The sequence below is a fragment of the Oceanobacter antarcticus genome (genome assembly GCF_044962685.1).
Lineage (GTDB): Bacteria > Pseudomonadota > Gammaproteobacteria > Pseudomonadales > Oceanobacteraceae > Oceanobacter > Oceanobacter antarcticus.
In genome coordinates, this window is the sequence record NZ_JBBKTX010000016.1 from 22,116 (window position 1) to 39,621 (window position 17,506).

Annotated in this window: 15 protein-coding genes; 8 read left to right on the forward strand and 7 right to left on the reverse strand. The window is 54.9% G+C overall.

Translation table 11 applies throughout. The annotated features are described in order from the left end of the window. Positions 1–179 precede the first annotated feature (179 nt). Both ettA and WG929_RS13370 read left to right on the forward strand, forming a co-directional pair. The gene (gene ettA, locus WG929_RS13365) at positions 180–1,841 is read left to right on the forward strand and encodes an energy-dependent translational throttle protein EttA (protein WP_416206433.1); all 1,662 of its coding nucleotides are present in this window, start codon (positions 180–182) and stop codon (positions 1,839–1,841) included. 205 nt (positions 1,842–2,046) lie between these two features. Further along, positions 2,047–2,262: a hypothetical protein gene (locus tag WG929_RS13370; RefSeq protein WP_416206434.1), complete on the forward strand. Its 216-nt coding sequence runs from the start codon at positions 2,047–2,049 to the stop codon at positions 2,260–2,262. A gap of 327 nt (positions 2,263–2,589) precedes the next feature. Here WG929_RS13370 and WG929_RS13375 read toward each other — a convergent pair whose 3' ends face one another. Together WG929_RS13375 and WG929_RS13380 are read right to left on the reverse strand one after the other, a co-directional pair. After that, positions 2,590–4,584 (reverse strand): phytase, encoded by a 1,995-nt coding sequence (locus WG929_RS13375; protein WP_416206435.1) that lies wholly within the window; start codon positions 4,582–4,584, stop codon positions 2,590–2,592. Positions 4,585–4,718: 134 nt separating this feature from the next. Then, positions 4,719–7,499, reverse strand: coding sequence for a TonB-dependent receptor (locus WG929_RS13380; protein ID WP_416206436.1), 2,781 nt, complete (start codon positions 7,497–7,499; stop codon positions 4,719–4,721). Positions 7,500–7,970: 471 nt separating this feature from the next. On the opposite strand from WG929_RS13380, the gene WG929_RS13385 reads away from it, so the two are divergent. Together WG929_RS13385 and WG929_RS13390 are read left to right on the forward strand one after the other, a co-directional pair. After that, positions 7,971–8,885 (forward strand): GGDEF domain-containing protein, encoded by a 915-nt coding sequence (locus tag WG929_RS13385; protein WP_416206437.1) that lies wholly within the window; start codon positions 7,971–7,973, stop codon positions 8,883–8,885. Between the two features lies 1 nt (position 8,886). Beyond that, positions 8,887–9,960 (forward strand): AraC family transcriptional regulator, encoded by a 1,074-nt coding sequence (locus WG929_RS13390; protein ID WP_416206438.1) that lies wholly within the window; start codon positions 8,887–8,889, stop codon positions 9,958–9,960. Positions 9,961–9,986: 26 nt separating this feature from the next. Here the strand turns inward: WG929_RS13390 and WG929_RS13395 are convergent, their stop codons facing one another. After that, positions 9,987–10,652: a glutathione S-transferase family protein gene (locus WG929_RS13395; RefSeq protein ID WP_416206439.1), complete on the reverse strand. Its 666-nt coding sequence runs from the start codon at positions 10,650–10,652 to the stop codon at positions 9,987–9,989. Between the two features lie 172 nt (positions 10,653–10,824). Then, entirely contained in the window at positions 10,825–11,541 is a 717-nt protein-coding gene (locus WG929_RS13400; protein WP_416206440.1) for a pirin family protein, read from the reverse strand. Between the two features lie 235 nt (positions 11,542–11,776). On the opposite strand from WG929_RS13400, the gene WG929_RS13405 reads away from it, so the two are divergent. Then, positions 11,777–12,079 (forward strand): hypothetical protein, encoded by a 303-nt coding sequence (locus WG929_RS13405; RefSeq protein ID WP_416206441.1) that lies wholly within the window; start codon positions 11,777–11,779, stop codon positions 12,077–12,079. 184 nt (positions 12,080–12,263) lie between these two features. Here the strand turns inward: WG929_RS13405 and WG929_RS13410 are convergent, their stop codons facing one another. The 3 genes from WG929_RS13410 to arsC are packed head-to-tail and all read right to left on the reverse strand — an operon-like array spanning position 12,264 to position 13,640. Next, a complete protein-coding gene (locus tag WG929_RS13410; protein ID WP_416206442.1) occupies positions 12,264–12,674 on the reverse strand; it encodes a DUF2069 domain-containing protein in 411 nt (136 codons plus the stop codon). Between the two features lies 1 nt (position 12,675). Then, positions 12,676–13,293, reverse strand: coding sequence for an NAD(P)H:quinone oxidoreductase (gene wrbA / locus WG929_RS13415; protein ID WP_369857384.1), 618 nt, complete (start codon positions 13,291–13,293; stop codon positions 12,676–12,678). Then, positions 13,293–13,640 (reverse strand): arsenate reductase (glutaredoxin), encoded by a 348-nt coding sequence (gene arsC / locus WG929_RS13420; protein ID WP_416206443.1) that lies wholly within the window; start codon positions 13,638–13,640, stop codon positions 13,293–13,295. The genes wrbA and arsC overlap by 1 nt, the downstream gene beginning before the upstream one ends. Before the next feature lie 59 nt (positions 13,641–13,699). Here arsC and WG929_RS13425 point away from each other — a divergent pair, with 59 nt between their 5' ends. The 3 genes from WG929_RS13425 to WG929_RS13435 all read left to right on the forward strand — a co-directional run bounded on the left by WG929_RS13425 (position 13,700) and on the right by WG929_RS13435 (position 17,333). Then, the gene (locus WG929_RS13425) at positions 13,700–14,917 is read left to right on the forward strand and encodes a YihY family inner membrane protein (RefSeq protein WP_416206444.1); all 1,218 of its coding nucleotides are present in this window, start codon (positions 13,700–13,702) and stop codon (positions 14,915–14,917) included. 149 nt (positions 14,918–15,066) lie between these two features. Continuing rightward, positions 15,067–15,837 (forward strand): M90 family metallopeptidase, encoded by a 771-nt coding sequence (locus tag WG929_RS13430; RefSeq protein WP_416206445.1) that lies wholly within the window; start codon positions 15,067–15,069, stop codon positions 15,835–15,837. 173 nt (positions 15,838–16,010) lie between these two features. Beyond that, complete coding sequence (locus WG929_RS13435) at positions 16,011–17,333, forward strand: DUF3422 family protein (protein ID WP_416206446.1); 1,323 nt, start codon at positions 16,011–16,013, stop codon at positions 17,331–17,333. Positions 17,334–17,506 lie beyond the last annotated feature (173 nt).

Genomic DNA, 17,506 nt, shown 5'->3' on the forward strand with positions numbered 1-17,506 from the left:
GATCTGATTCCTGCTCATTGCCTTACTCTGTGTGCTGAATCTGAACACTGGCTGATTTCGTCCGTGAAAACCAAATCATGCCGGAACCGACCGCTAGCAATGGGATAGTGATGTCGTTGATTGCCATTTTCGGCGGATTTGAGTAGTTTGGCGCAGCATTTTTAGTTAAGGGTTTCACCATGGCACAGTATGTATTTACGATGAACCGTCTGGGCAAGATTGTACCGCCTAAGCGTCAGATTCTACGCGATATCTCTCTATCTTTTTTCCCCGGTGCCAAAATTGGTGTACTTGGTCTGAATGGCTCCGGTAAATCAACCCTGCTGAAGATTATGGCAGGCGTTGATCAGGATTTCATCGGCGAAGCTCGTCCTCAGCCCGAACTGAACATTGGCTATTTACCTCAGGAGCCAGAACTCGATCCAGCCAAAGACGTCAGGGGTAACGTCGAAGACGGCCTCAGCGAACTGATGAATGCCAAGGCTGAACTGGATGCAGTCTATGCAGCGTATGCCGAGCCGGATGCCGATTTTGATGCACTGGCCAAAAAACAGGGCCAACTCGAAGCCCTGATCGAAACTGTCGGTGGCCATGATATTGACCGCCAGATGGAAATCGCCGCCGACGCCTTGCGGCTGCCACCCTGGGATGCCGATGTTACCAAGCTGTCGGGTGGTGAGCGTCGTCGTGTTGCCTTATGCCGATTGTTGATGTCGAAGCCGGACATGCTGCTGCTGGACGAACCGACCAACCACCTGGATGCCGAATCGGTCGGCTGGCTGGAGAAATTTCTCGAAGAGTATCCCGGCACCGTGGTGGCGATTACCCACGACCGTTACTTCCTCGATAACTGTGCCGAGTGGATTCTGGAACTGGATCGTGGCCACGGTATTCCCTACGAGGGCAACTACACCACCTGGCTGGAAGCGAAAGAGAAGCGTCTGGATCAGGAAAAGAAAGAAGAAGATGCTCACGCCAAGGCCATTCGGCACGAACTCGAATGGGTGCGTCAGGGAGCCAAGGGCCGTCAGTCGAAGTCGAAGGCGCGTTTGGCCCGGTTCGAAGAGATGAACTCGCGCGAGTTCCAGACCCGCAACGAAACCAACGAAATTTACATCCCGCCCGGCCCACGTCTGGGTGACAAGGTGATTGAATTCCATAACGTCACCAAGTCTTACGGTGATCGCGTTCTGATTGATGACCTCAGCTTTACCGTACCGGCTGGCGCCATTGTTGGTATTGTCGGTGGTAACGGCGCGGGTAAATCAACCTTGTTCCGCATGATTGCGGGGCAGGAACAACCGGATTCCGGCGCAGTCGTGATGGGTGAAACCGTCAAGCTGGCCTTTGTGGAGCAGCTGCGTGATGAGCTGGACGACAAGAAAACGGTATGGGAGGCGATTTCTGACGGCCAGGATATGTTGAGTATCAATGGCAAGGAATATCCAAGCCGCTCTTATATTGGTCGCTTCAACTTCAAGGGTGGTGACCAGCAGAAGCGTGTTGGCGACTTGTCCGGTGGTGAGCGCGGCCGCTTGCAGCTGGCTTATACCTTAAAGCAAGGGGCTAACGTACTGTTGCTGGACGAACCATCCAACGACCTTGACGTGGAAACCTTGCGGGCACTGGAAGAAGCGGTACTGGCCTTTCCGGGCGCGGTCATGGTGGTCTCCCACGATCGCTGGTTCCTCGACCGTATTGCCACGCACATCATGGCGTACGAAGGCGATTCCAAAGTGAACTTCTTTGAAGGCAACTACACCGAATACGAAGCCGATCGCAAGAAACACCTGGGTGCCGACGCGGCACCAAAACGTATGAAGTACAAGCGCCTGGCGTAGTCATCGCGGGAGTACGGGCATCTTGTCTGCCGGTAAAATCAAGCCGCTCATTTGGGCGGCTTTTTTATGAAAATTTGTTATTACTCGACCCCTCGTCATTGCGAACGCGCAGCAGATCCGAATCCAGTAACGCAGAGAGACAGTTCACCGCTTTTCGAGACACCAAACGGTGGGGCTAATTTGAATGAACATAGAGGAGGCAGCCGTGCTGTTTTTCCCAATCCAGCAAGAACTCGACTGCATCAGTAACGATGGCCGTATCATAGGGCGCATAAAGTATAACGGTGCCACCCGCAACCACGTCTTTCAATTGGACGCTGATATTGTCGAGCTAACCGACGCTGATCAGGCGAAGATTGCTGAGCGGCTGGCAGGACTGGACACCGGTGTTTATTTGATCCCGATGCAAGACGATGATTGAGGTGGGGATGGGGCTTGTAGCCTCGTAGGGTGGCATGGCGGAGCGCCGCCCGGTATGACACGACTCTTTGCATGCACGTTTAGCCCGACGTGTTTGCTCGTTTTTCCAACCACTGGTAGCGCAAGTGACGGGTTTCAGAGTTGTGCGCCAGGTAAAAGGTAACAGTGAGGTTGACACGTTCCGCAACCCTCAAACTGGCAAGACATCTCTTCTGCCCTGATAGCCGCCTATTGGCCTGATTTGCTCATTATTTGACCAGTATTGAGCCAGCCTGCTGATCCTTGGGCCTGGCAGGCTGACTCATCAGTCTCGCGGCAAGGGTGCCGCTTACTGTAAGTCAAACAGGGTCTTGATCTCACGCCAGTCGATGTATTTGAAATTCTGATTTTGTTCCGGCATCAGATTGCGGCCATCCTGCACAACCAGCATTCCCAACGGGTATCGATCGCCCAGAAAGGCGGAACTGATGGCCAGCCCATCGGTTTCAGACGCGCCGTCAATCCCTTTGGCAGCGTTGAGGCCAACACGGAAACGACCGATATACTGGTACGGCGGAGTGGCGTTGAACAGTACGTAGCTGTCGTTGCCCTGACTGGATACCAGCAAATAGTTGGCCGTGGCGGTCTGATAAATATCCATGCCTTCGATATCGGCGTGCAGCCATTCACCAACGCTGGCGATTTCCAACATTCCGGTCGTGGCATCTGGCTCCGCTGGCAGCGTCCAGACGGCGCGGTTTTCTTCACCTACAAACAGTCGCTGGGCGCGATCATCAGCGGCGCAGCCTTCTGGCTGACTGGCGACGGCAAATTCCCGCACCAACTGGCCTTGCCAGCCAGTCGCGCTATCCAGAATCTGGTACTGCTGATAACGTCCATCCTGATCGTTGATAAAGACAAATACTTGGCGGGCACGGTTTTGATACATACAAAGACCGTAGACGTCGTCCAAAGTGGTGACGATTTCTCCTGCGCTGCTGACCACACCGGTTTGCGGCTGGATGCGGAACAGGGCAATGGAGTGGCGATCGCGCTGGCTGGCGGCGGCGATGTCCATTGGCTGGTTACGATAGTGGAACCCCTGACGCAGATCGACGTTGTTGACCCGATCCACCAGTAATTCCTGCAACTCTGTGCCATCAAGGTCGTAGACGTATAACCCCTGCTTTTTGTTGGTGCCCAGAACACGGCTGGCATCTGGCTGGTTCGGGTTTACCCAGATCGCTGGATCATCGGCGGCGTCACCGGCTTTTTTGACCGGCTGAGTCTCGCCATTGGCAACCACGGTCGTAATCACATCGGTTACTTCAACGGCAGGCAGCGAGGGCAAATCCAGCATGATCAGGCTGCCGCTGTGTTTATCCAGCGCTCCTGCCCGGGTATCTTGCGGCAAGGTCAGCAGAGTATCGATGGCGATGGTCTCGGCCAGCAGGGTGTGGCCAAGATAACGACCGTTATCCTGTTGATACTGGTACAGGCGATGTCCTTCACTTTCGGCCAGCCACAGGCTGCCCTGGCTCAGGGTGATGGCTCCGGCTTGCCCCTGAATATGGCCAAACGGGTGAGTCAGATCGATCATCTCGCGGGCGGCATCACTTTCTGCCCGTGCGTTCATGCGCCATACACCGACACTTTCTTCGCTGATATAGAGTGTATCGCGCTGGTCATCGGCAACACAGTATTGGGCACCGGGTGCGATGGCGAACTGACGCAGCAGGGTGGTGTTCAGTGGAGTCGTGTGCGGCTGTGAAGCTGAACCGTTTGCAGTTGGGGTTAGCACCAGCTGTCGAGCCATGGCGTCTTCGCCGAGCAAAAACAGTTGCAGGTTAGCAGACTGGCTATTGCTAAGCGGGGCGTACAAGCACAGCCCTTCCAGTGGCTGTTGCAAGGGAGCGCTGACGGCGTCTTGCTGCAGGGTATAACCGCTCTTCGTGTCTGTGCTGGCTACCAGCGTCAGCAGATGTAACTGGTTCTGTTGGTCGAGGCTGACAATCTTGATGACTGTTTGGCCGTTTGCTGTCATTTCGCGGGCATCGAGCAGTTCGCCACGCCAGCTGGCCTGCCAGTCGGGTTGGCCGGTCTGGGTGTCGGTCAGTTGCGCCGGGCTGTCTGGCCCGATGCTGAAAGAGCGCTGACCCGGCAACACCAGCAGGTGTTCCCCTGTGGTCAGTGTCTTGGTCATCGTCATGGCCTGCGTAGCCTGAGCCTGGGTCGTTGAGGCCGTCGAGCTGGCGCTCAGACCCGAACAGGCGGACAGGGTCGTGAGCGTCAGGCCAATCATGGCCATGCTCAGTAATGTGATGGTGTGTCGTTGTACTGTCATAACAATTCTCTGTAGCAGTGGGGCATAACCCAATGGGTGCCAGCGCGGGTATCCAGACGCAACAATCCCCACAATCCCGGCGAAACGTCACCAGGGTTGTGGGCGGCACCGGCAGTGCCGGTGCAGAGCTGGCGTCAGAAGCTGGAGTAGCTCACACCCAGGCTGTAGGTTGGGCCGTAGTCTTCATATTGGGCATTGTATTGTTCGCTGCCCTGGTAGGTGTAATACGGTTCATCGGTCAGGTTGGCGGCCTTGAAGCGTACTTTCAGCTGCTCGGAGAGTTTGTAGGAGGCGTTGAAGTCCACCTGAGTTTGCGATGACTGTTTGATGTCTCCGCTGCTGTCTTCGAGGTTGCCTACTTCGTCCAGATAGTCGGACTTGTAGTTGGCGGCCAGACGCAGGCTGATGGTGTCGTTCTCGTACCCGACCACCAGGTTGCCGGTGGTATCCGACTGCTTCGGTAAGCTGATGGTGCGGCTCAGTTGCTCGTCTCCATCGTCGGATGTGATCGTTGCTTTGGAATCGACAAAGGTCACGTTGGCAGACAATAACAAGCCATTGAACGGTGCTGGCAGGGTGGCAAATTTTTGTGAGTAAGCCAGTTCCAGACCTTTTACCGTCGCGGATGTGCCATTTTCAAATGTGGTGGTGGTGGTGTCTTCCTCCCCTGCCAGGCTGTTGTAATAGGCATCGTTGGCGACGTCGGTTTCGTAGGCAAAATTGTCGATATTCTTGTAGAAGGCAAAGGCAGAAATCACCCCTGCGTTACCCATAAAGTGTTCGATCCCCAGATCCAGGTTACTGGATTCCAGTGGTTTCAAGTAGGGGTTGCCCGCTTCCAGTTCATCACCGTCAATGGCCACGTTTGGACGAATCATTTCGAAGGTTGGGCGCACAACCGAATTGGTCCAGGCCGCTCGCACCTGGGTATCGGCCGCTACATCCAGTTTGGCCAGCAGGGAAGGCAGGGTATGAGAGTAGTCGTTGGTGAAGTGTGTGCGGCTGACAGCGGCTTCATTATCGTCACCATTAATCTGGTAACCCTTGCTCTTCTGTTTGGTTTGTTCATGGCGCAGACCGCCAATCAGCTGCAGTTCATCCATATCAATACGGCCCATAACATAAGCAGCGTTGACGTCTTCTTCGATGGTGTAGTCTTCAATGAGTGAGTCAACAAAGCCTTCTGCCACGGCAGCGGCTTCTGCTTCGGAGTCTGCTGCCAGGGTATTCATCAGCGCGCGCAACTGGCTGTCGTTCAAGGCCGGGCCAAAGTTGCCGAGACCGTAGTCGACGCTACCGGAGACGTAATCGGACATGGAAATGTCATCGGCCTCATATTTGCGAATGTCGACATCCATGTGTTTTTTACGGCTTTTCAGCTTGCCCCCAAACTTCACCATGGCCGGGTAGTCCGCCACGATCAGGTCGCGGGTGATATCGACTTTGGCGACGTTCATATCATCGGTGGAATGACTGTGTACCCGTTCGATTTCGTCGAGTTCAAAGTTGCTGGCATCGTACAGCTCACTGCCGAACAGGATGGGTTTTTTGCTGCCGTTAAAACCAATGTTATCTACGTCGGCGGTGAATACCGCGCTGTCCATGGAATCCGGTTCTTCTTCCTTGGCGCTGGACATACCCAGGTCGTATTCGACAGTCCAGTCGTTGATAAAGTGTTCGCCACCCAGGGTCACTGACTTGATGGTCTGGGTTTCTTTACGATCCTTCAGTTCACGGGCGACTTCGCCGAGGCCGCTGTCACCGGAAGCACGGGAAGTACCGTCACGCTCTTCCTCTCCATCTTCAATGACCAGTTCCTGAAACTCCGCCACCAGTGCCTGGCGTTGTTCGTCATCGCTGAATTCTGAATACAGCGTGCGCAGGTAGAAGGCGTTGTTGATGTCGTGCTCATAATCGAGGTTCAGTGCCGCGCCAATCCGTTCACGATTGATGGTGTAATCGCGCATTTCCATTTCTTCCAGCTCATCGCCATCCCACTTGCCGCCGGTTTCGGTATTTTCAGAACCGAAGTCACGGCTTTCGTAGCTGGCGGCTGCAGCGATACCCAAACGACGTTCGCCCCCCAGTGCCAGGGTCGTACCGCCTCCCAGAGACAGTTTGGGGTTGGTGTTGTCGGTCAGTTCGTCGTAGCTGTATTCGAGGTCGGCATTATAAAACGGCCCTTCACGATCCAGTGCCGAGATACTTTCAATCTCGATTGCACCACCGATGGAGTTGGCGTCCATATCAGGCGTTAGAGACTTGGTGACCACCAGCGAGCTGATCAGGTTGGATGGAATTACATCCAGCGCCACTGAACGGGTTCCGGCTTCCGGTGCTGGAATCTGGGTGCCGTTGATGGATACCGAGTTGTAGTCTGATCCCATACCACGCACACGAACAAAGCGGCCTTCGCCCTGGTCGCGTTCAATCGACAGGCCGGGAATACGCTGCAAGGCTTCTGCCGCGTTTGAATCGGGCAGTTCACCGATGGCGTCGGCATTGACGGCGCTGATAATACGATCGGAATAACGCTGACGATCGAGGGCGCGTTGCATCCGCGCCGCCTGACCAAAGACCAGCACCTCGTCGATGATATCGTCGCCTTCGTTAACCACCACGTTGGCGCTGGTGACGTCGTTGTCGATGACGGTCACCCGCCGGGAATCCAGGGTCTTGTCGCCCAGGGTAATGGTCAGGGTGTAGTCACCGGCGGGGACTGGTGGCAAACGGAAGCGACCCGCCTGACCCGACAGGGTTTGACGTTTGGCTTCTTCGAGGCGCACAACCGCACCTTTGTAAATGGTTTGTGAAGCCGCGTCGATAATACGGCCTTCGACGATGCCATCGGCTTGCGCCAGAGCGGCAGATGCCAGAGCAATGCTGGCTACCAGAGGTTTGATTAACAGTTTCACTTCTGCTCTCCGTTGAAATAATGGCTCTGGCCCGGGCAGTCTCGTTAGCTGGCCTTGGGGCGAGAGTGAGTCTCTTGTCAGGACGTTGCGACAGTAGGAATTGGTGGTGACACTATTGTTACTGCCTCTTTGGCAACCATGTAGGTGGTCGGAAAGGAGTGTTAAAAAGCCGTGGTTTGATGTCGTAATGATCCAAATTAACCCATGGTTTGGTGGTCGAAGCGGGTCTTTGAAAATGAGCTTTATTGATATGGCTCACGGAATTAACTGGCTCAAATCGCCCTGCCAGCCCCCAGGCTGGCTGTCATAAAAAATTCATCGAATTTACGGTAACTTTTACTGAGCCGATATGACCCCTGAAGCCCCGCAACCGGATGATCATGCTTTAATGCCGACCACGTACAGAGACACATCGGCTGGTTTTACCGAGTGTGTTTCCGGTAACTCAACGGTCTGGATAGGTGATTGGGGATGTTTTCGACTCTGGGGATACACCGGCGCAAATTGCTGTTGGTGTTTGGCCTCGCCATTGGCGGGCTGGTTGGCAGCCTGATCATGGGCGATGCCAAACAGTGGGCAGAAATTGACTGGCTGGATGTACTGGGTGAAGGCGGCACCGCGATTGCGCTGGCGGTCTGGATGATGCTGATTCTTGGCAGTCGTCCGGCGGGGCGGGTGACCGATTTGCTGACCCTGGGGCTGGGGTTTATGTTTCTGGCTATGTGGCAGGACAACCTGGATGAATTTATCCGTTTGCCTGCCGAGCAGTTCTGGGATCAGTGGCTCGAATCCGGTGCCATGCCCGTGGGAGTGATGCTATTGACCTATGGGCTGGTGCACTGGCATCAGGAACAATTGTCGATCAATCAGCAACTGCGCAAGCGCGAACAGCTGTTTCGGGAGCATCGGTTTATCGACAACCTGACCCAGCTGGGCCGGGTTGACTACCTGAAAGAACAACTGCAAGGCGTGATGACCCAGCTGCCCGCCCAGAAGATGGTGTTGTTGATGGTGGATGTTGATCGTTTTGCTGAAGTGAACCGTTTGCATGGTCATCGGGAAGGCGACGCCCTGCTGTATGAACTGTCGGAACTGATGCTGCTGAACCTGCGTCAGGACGACCTGATTTGCCGTTATGCCGCCGACCGTTTTGCCGTACTGCTGCCAGACACCGGCGTTGACAAGGGCAAAAGCATTGCCGCTGAACTGAGCCGGGCCGTGCAGCATTTTGCCTACAAGCATAAAACCAGCGGCGAAACCCTTTATCAGACCATTAGTATCGGCCTGGCAGACTGGCAGGGCGAACCGTCCGATCTGCTGATCAAACGCGCCAATCAGGCGCTGGCCAATGCCAAGTCGGGTTCCGGTTTTGGCGAGGTTGCCTGAAATGACGACACCCACCTGGTATGAGTGCGATGAGCGTATTTTTGCTGCGCATTATCAGCCAGCGTTGTTGATCGATCTGTTACGTTCCCGTGATATTTGCAGCCACAAGATTCTGCGTGGCACCGGCCTGTTTTATGAAGATATTCTGCAAGGACAGGTGATGATGTCAGCAACTCAGGCGGGGCTGTTGGTGGGTAATGCCAGCAAGCTCAGCAAGGAGCCGGAATTGTCGTTTCGCTGGGGTGCCTCGCTCTGGCCAGGGCACTACGATAGCGCCAGCAGCTTGCTGGGTAATGCCGGGTCATTACGTCAGGCACTGGACGCGCTGGTCAGTTACCGGCGGGTGCTGTCTCCTTGGGTAACGCCCTTTGTGGTCACCGATGAGCGTTATTGCTACGTCCACTGGCTGACCCTGGGCAAGCATCAGGGCGACCGCCGCTTTCTGGTCGAGGCGGCGATGTCGTCCCTGACGTCGTTCAGTCGCTGGATGAGTGCCACACGACTGCCCTGGCGTTACGGTTTCAGTTATGGCCGCCCGGATTATGAGGAACAGTATCAGGTGAATCTGGGCGACCAGCTCTGGTTCGACCTCGGCATGGATGTGATGGTGATCGAGCGCAAGTGGCTCGACCAGGAGTGGCCACGAGGGTCGGCGACGGCCTATCAGGTGGCTCAGCGTCAATGTGAATGGATACTGGCAGGCTTGCCTGCGGCGTCGTTGCCGGAACGGGTGTACCGGCTGCTGCTGGAGCGGGTGCGTGAACCGATGACGCTCCCCGACATGGCCGTACGGTTGGAGATGAGTCCGGCAACCCTGAAGCGTAAACTGGGCAAGCATGGCTGCCATTTTCAGCAATTGCAGGATCAGTCACGGCTACATATGAGCCTTTATCTGTTGCATGTGTGTGGCTGGAACAACGAACAGGTCGCCGCGCACCTGAGCTTTAACGACAGCACCAACTTCCGCCGCGCCTTCAAGCGCTGGGTCGGGATTACCCCCAGTGACAGCCGTACCCGTTTCTCACTGTTTGATGCCAGTAGCAACGCGGTGCTGACCGAACTGGCAGGGTTGTGATACGGCAGATCAGCCACTGACACCCGTTAGGCGTAGGCGTACGGCCCGCTTTTGGTTAATGCGCGCTGGTAGGCATCGCGCTGGTGAATCCGTGCTACCCAGGCCGCCAGGTGTGGATGCGACTCGGCGCTTGCACCTCGCTGCAAGGCGGCTTCCAGTGGGAAACTCATCTGAAAATCCGCCAGCGACATCTGGTCACCGGCAAACCATTCATTTTTGCTCAGATGCCGTTCAACGTAATCCAGATGGCTGCTCAGATTGGGCGAGACAAAACTGTCGAGTGCCTTGTTGGCAATACCACGGGCGACAGGCCGGACAAAAAAGGGCATGGGTGCGGTCTTTATACGCTGAAACACCAGCGTCATTAACAGAAAGGGCATCAGGCTGCCTTCGGCATAATGCAGCCAGTATTGGCATTGCCATAACGACGGGCTGTCCTCGGGCCAGAAGCGCCGTTGGCCATAGACATCGTTGAGATACTCAAGAATCACCGCCGACTCTGCCAGCGACAAGTCGCCATCGGTAATCACTGGAGATTTCCCCAGCGGATGAATGGCCTTCAGGCTGGCTGGTGCCAGCAGGGTGTGGGGATCGCGTTCGTACAAGGTAATCTGGTAATCAATTTCCAGCTCTTCCAATAACCAGAGCACACGCTGGGAACGAGAGTTATTAAGGTGGTGGAGGGTGAGCATGACGATACCTGGAAAGTATTTCAGAAAGCGTTAGATAAACCCGGTTGGCTGTCGGGCAGGTTTTATTCAGCGGCTGCTATCATCTATTCCTTTGGGAGCCGTCGTCTATAGGGGGCATCTATAAATTACTGCGCTCGAAATGACGGCGTTAAAAATCGACCGGTTCTGACGCTCAGGCCGGATGATGGAAAGCGGGCAGATCGAACCACAGCGCGGTCAGGTGAGTGTCAGCTGTCGCGCTTAGTGTCAGCCCGGTTGCCGCCATAATGCCCACGGCATCCCCTGGCCCAAGCGGTTGATCGACAACATTGACTGCGGCACTGCCCTCAATCATATGCAAATACCCGGCGCGGCTGCCAACCGGCAAGGTGATGGACTCGCCGGGTTGTAATTGCAGCCGGGAGATCACCACATCCTGATGGATCTTCAGTGAGTTCCCCCGCGCATCGGGCGACACAATTGCAGTCAGAGGCCCTTGCTGTGGTACTTGCCGCTGTTGATACCCAGGCTCCAGCCCGCGTTCGTTTGGATGAATCCATATTTGCAGAAAGTGTACCTGAGCTTCCGGGGACTGATTGAATTCGGAATGCACAATCCCACTGCCTGCGGTCATGCGTTGTATTTCTCCGGCCTTCAATACGGACGTTTTACCGGTGCTGTCCTGATGGCGCAGAGCACCTTCCAGTACATAGGAAATAATTTCCATATCCCGATGACAGTGGGCTTCAAACCCGGCGCTGGCAGCCACGGTATCGTCGTTGATCACCCGCAATAATCCCCAACCCATATGCTCCGGCGCATGGTAGTGACCAAACGAAAAGCTGTGGAAACTGTTCAGCCAGCCGATATTGACATGGCCGCGTTGTTGCGAGGGGCGAAAGTAGATCATATGGTTCTCCTGCGGGGTGGGTGTGGGTGTGGTGTGGTGCGAGTGTGGGGTGAGTCGGACAGCGGGAGTAAACACCGCAACGGGCGTGATACGGACGTTGATACTGGTGTCGATGTTATTGGGATATTTATTTCTTAAAAAGCGGATAAATATCGTCAAATTTTTCGAAAAAATAGAAAATTTTAGCAAAACAGAACAACCGGCAGATATTCCCTTCCAGCGGAAATCCCCTACAATGCCCGTCGAATGCCGGTACAAAACCGTATTGGCGGGTATTGGCCCGATTGACCTGAGAGAGAAACAAATGGAACGCATCGAACGCGATTTTTTTGCCCGAGAAAAAGACGACCAGGATGCTTTCCTGAGCCAGACCTGGTGTAACGAGTGTATGGAAGCCGACCTCGGCATGGTCGAGCCGCAAGAATATGAAATGGATGGCGTTGTGGTAGTGGAAGGCAAATGTGCCAAGTGTGGCTCCGCCATTCTGACTGAAATCGCCGATGACGACACCGATGGCGAGTGGGAAGACGACCAGTAGCCGTTTGGACGCTACCGATCCGTAGGGAAATCACCGCACTCGCGCTGTAAAATACCCCGGATTCGGATGGAGGAGGTTGGCGGGCACAGCGGCCCGCCCTCCCAGGATGACGCCTTGGATGAGACGCGTGGGGTGACGATTGATGATTACGGCACAGCGCGGCCCGCCCTCCCAATATGACGCCTTACAAGCCTGCCTCAACCCGCTTCTGCCAGCGGGTGAACAGAATCGCACTGACAAAAATCGCCAGGCTGGCGAGCACCAGCAGCCAACCCCAGATGCCGCTGCCTGGTGTAAAGACTCCCAGTACCGACACCACAAAGTAGAGCAAAATCATATAAGCCAGCCAGGAAGCTGACTTGTGAGAGCGTGCCACCAGGCCGGGTATAAACAGCATCAGCGGCAAGGCCTTGAATAGCGCGATACCAATACCGGTTAGCCATAGCATCAGGCCGGGTTCGGCGGTTGGCGGTGGATGACTGAGCGTCGCGCCCAGTAATACCAGCAACATAGCAATGTAGCTGCTCACCAGTACACGGTAGGCCAGGGCTGCCTTGGCAACAAACGGACAGCTAGCGGCAGGTAATTGGGTCATATCAGATTCCCGTTCCGTGACTGTTAAGCAGGGCGGTGGCCAGCGTTGCAACCCGTTTGCCCTGGGCCAGACAGAGGGCTTTTTCTGGTGCGCTGATAGCTTGCTCATTGTTGGCACCGGCCCAGTGGCTCATGCCATAAGGCGTTCCACCCGAGCGGGTATCACTGAGTTCGGCATGACGATAGGGAATACCGGCGAACACCATGCCGTGGTGTAATAACGGCAATGCCATGGTTAGCAGGGTGCTTTCCTGACCGCCATGCAAGGATGAGGTTGAGGTAAATACTCCGGCGGGTTTGTCGGCCAGCGCACCGCTCAGCCACAGGCTACTGGTGCTGTCGAGAAAGTATTTCAGCGGCGCGGCCATATTGCCAAAACGGGTCGGACTACCCATTACCAATCCGGCGCAGTGGCGCAGATCATCCTGGCTGCAATACACTGCACCGGTATCCGGCACCGGCGGCAATGAAGATTCGGTATCCGGCGATACCGGCGGCACGCTGCGAATACGAGCATCCATTCCGGCTTGCTCAACACCACGAGCGATCAGCCGTGCCAGCTCTGCGGTTTTGCCGTGGCGGCTGTAATACAGCACCAATACATACGGGGCAGATGCCATCAAAGAATCTCCAGCACCTGTTCTGGTGGGCGGCCGATACGGGCCTGGTTGCCGTTGATGACGATCGGGCGTTCTATCAGTTTGGGAGTGTTGGCCATGGCGCGGATCAGAGTGGCTTCATCGGCACTGGCCAGGTTCTGTTGTTTGTATTCTTCTTCTTTGGTGCGCATCAGCTCACGGGCGCTGCTGAAGCCGAGCAGCTGGATCAGCTGGCGAATCTCGTCTTCCGACGGTACGTCTTTCAGGTACTCCACGACCACGGGTGTAATGCCTTTGTCCTGCAGCAGTTTCAGGGTCTCCCGCGACTTGGAACACCGGGGATTGTGGTAGATCTGTATATCACTCATGCTGTGCACACTCTCAAATTGTCAACCAATTGGCAGCGATTGTAACAAGGAAGCCCTAGATGCTCACCGCTTTCCGCCGTGGTCGCCGGGTACTGCGACTGATCTGGCAAACCCTCAAACGGTTCGAGTCCATGGAGCGCAGGCGCGATGCCGCCGCCCTGACCTATACCACCCTGTTTGCCCTGGTGCCGGTAATTACCGTGACCTACGCGATTCTCAGCGCTATCCCGTCCCTGCAAGAATGGGGTGCGCAAGCACACACTAACCTGCTGGCCTACGTCATGCCTGAAGGCAGTGACATGATTTCCAACTATCTGGTGCGCTTCAGTGCGCAGGCCCGCGAGCTGACCTGGATTGGTGTGGTATTCCTGTTTTTTACCGCGTTGATGTTGTTGCAAACCATCGAACAGCAGTTCAATAAAATCTGGCAGGTCGAAGTCTCACGTTCGACATTGCAACGCTTCTTTCGTTACTGGGCAGTCCTCAGCCTCGGGCCGTTGCTGTTTGGTGCCGCTCAGGCAGTCAGCTCACTGCTGGCCTCGCTCAGCGTACTGCCAGAAGGGATGGATATGACGATTCCTTCCTTTGCCCGGCTGGTGCCCTGGTCGATGACCGTGGCCGCCATCACCTTTGTTTATATGATGGTGCCCAACTGCAAGGTTCCCCCCAGAGATGCCGTGGTTGCCGCGCTGGTGGTGGCGACTGTGTTTGAAACCGGCAAATACCTGTTCGCCAAAATCGTCGGTATGTTTCCGTCGTACCAACTGATCTACGGTGCTTTTGCCGCTGTTCCGCTGTTCCTGATGTGGACTTACCTCAGCTGGATGCTGTTGCTTTTTGGTGCTGAACTCAGCTATGCCCTCAGCCACCCGGAATCGCGCTCGGTACGTGACCCGTTACGGCAACGACTGGCTCTGGCTGCTGCGCTTTACCAGGGCCAGCAAGCAGGCAAGGGTATGAGCGAAAGCGATCTGCGGCAGCGTTTGCGCAGCCTTCCGGCAGCAGAGCTGTCGGTGTTGCTGAAGTACTTTCAGCAGGCGGGTTGGGTGACCAAAAGCCAGGACGATAGCTGGATATGGTTACCCGATATGCGTTTGCTCACCCTCGACCACTTTTTTGCCGACCTGACATTGCAGCAACTGCAAGCAGCTGAACACGCTGTCCCGGAAGATTCGTCATTGAGTGACTGGCTGAATGGTTGGCAACAGGACGTTGCCAGCCATCTCTCTGTCTCGCTGGATCAATTGCTCGATGAAGACGGCGGCTTTCGGTTGTAAATTCAATTGTAAAAAAGTAGTCGTTATGATTTGGCAAACGTCATTGCTATTTTTCTGCCGCGCAAATACCTACCTTTTAACAAAACCTGCGACTAAAACCTGGCGATTAAAAACAGCTCAGGCTGGTGGCGGGTATTAAAGGAAATACGATGTTGTTGAAAGCAATCAAACATTGGCTGGAAGTTCGGCGTATTAACCAGCAGGGGTTTACCATAGAGCAGTGGGAGGCGGCTGTTGCTGATTGGCCAGTGATGGCACGTTATCAGGGGCGTGAGCGCGATGAGTTACGCCATTTAGCGTTTCGGTTGCTGGTGCATAAGGATTTTACTGCCGGTGGCGGTTTTGAACTGACTCAGGCGATGTGTCTGAAAATTGCCACCATGGCTTGTGTGCCGGTGTTGAATCTTGGCCTGGAGTGGTACGACCACTGGCAAACAGTCATTGTTTATGAGGGCGATTTTGTTCCCAACCGGCCTTATCGCAGCGCTGATGGGGTGGTTCACGCACAGGCTCCGGGATTGAGTGGCGAAGCCTGGCAGCGGGGGCCGGTTATTCTGTCGTGGGATGCGGTATTACATAGCGGGGAGCGCGTTCGTCATGGCAAGGCCAGTAACGTGGTGATTCATGAGTTGGCGCATACGTTGGATAGGTTGCGTGATGGCGCCAATGGCGCACCACCGATGCATCCTGATATGCGCCCTGGCGAATGGCACGATGTGTTTACGGCAGCGTGGGACGGTTTGAACAAGGCTTATCTGCATCATAAAGTGTTGCCTTTGGACGAGTATGCGCTGTCAAACCCGGCGGAATTTTTTGCGGTGTGTAGTGAAACGTTTTTTGAGGCTCCTCTGCTGATGAAACAAGCCTTACCTGATGTCTATCGGTTATTAGGTTTGTTTTATCGGCAGCGACCTGAATAGTGCCAGGCCGGTTTGGTCTTGTTCTGGTTATACGTTCTGTCGGTCAGATTTTCAGGCTGCTTGCCAGAGCAGGAATAGCTCTCCGGTATTGGGTCTAATAGACACCTTGGCGACAGGGTGTTGTTCCCTGTAGGCTGGCATTATTTTTCGACAATTCAGGATGTTATCGACTCATGATCAGTAGCCCACATGTGCCGGATATCGCCAGTCCCAGTCTGTCTCTTAACGTTCATCCAATGCGATCGGTGTTGTACGAGGAGCTGCATAATCGCCCGTCGCCGGTGATTGAGGGGAGCTGCCAGGTGGCTCATTTTACGGTCAAGCTGAACGACAACCGGCAGGAGTTGCATGCCCATGTGGTGGAGTTGTGCCGCCGTTACAGTGTGCCAGCACCGGATCCGGATTCATCCTGTTTGTATCAGGATTTTGGGGGCTTTGAGTTACGTTGGGAGCGCCATCTGGAGTTCGCCAACTTTACCTTTATCGTCGCGACCGAGGAGCCTTTTGCGACTGATGCGCTGGCGTTTATTCCAAAAGACTGGCTGGCGGCGATGCCGGGTGAGTTGGTGGTGGCGGTGAATCTGTCGCTGGTGAACGATACACCGGATGAAAAGCAGTTGTACGACTGGTTTGAAGGGCAGCGGGTATCGGGTGCATCCGTCGCCAGCGGCCAGGCGTTGGTGTGGACGGCATTTCGTTTACACAGTGATGGCTTTGGTCGCATTGTGGCGGTGAACAAGGGGTTGAATCCGTATCAGACAGGGCGCTTGGTACAGCGCTTGTTCGAGCTGGAAACCTATCGCTTGATGTCGCTGCTGGCGTTGCCGGTAGCGCGTAAAATGGGCAATGAGCTGACTCGGGTTGAGACCAGTCTGGCGCAGTTGATCCAGAATATTTCGGAGTTGGAAAACCAGTTTGAAGACCGTGATTTGTTGAAGTCATTGTCACAGTTGGCAGCGGATGTGGAACGTTATCGCTCGGATACCAATTTCCGTTTTGCGGCGGCCAAGGCCTATCACGATCTGGTACGTGACCGTCTTGACCAGTTGAAAGAGGAGCCACTTGACGGGGTGCAGAGCTTGCGGGAATTTCTTGAGCGGCGATTAACGCCTGGCATCAAAACCTGTAATTCGGTGCGGGATCAGCTGGAAGATTTGTCGCGTCGTATTCACCGCACAACCAGTTTGCTGCGCACCCGTGTGGATCTGTCGATTCAGGAGCAGAATCAGCGTTTGCTGACGTCGATGAACAAACGCAGTGAGTTGCAGTTGCGGTTGCAGCAAACGGTCGAAGGGTTGTCGGTGGTGGTGATCTGTTATTACATTCTGGCGCTGGTGGGTATTGGTGCGGATGGTCTCAAAGCATTTGGCTGGCAAGTTGATCCCTATATGCTCAAAGGTATCGCCTTGCCGGTGATTGTGGTGGTGGTTTTTGTGGCGATTCATCGGTTACGCCATCATTTAAGCGAAAAGCCGTTTGATCTGGAGGAAAAATAGGATCCGGCTGATGCGACTGGTTTTGGTATTCTTTGCATGTGGGGGCAGCGGCGAGGAAGATTGGCCGCTGTTTGACGTTCTGAGGCTTTCTCCCATTGTGCGTCTCATATCGCTTCTCATATTGCCTTGTCCAGTCTCTTTTTCCAGGTTGTTTTTTACGCTGTCAGAGTTCT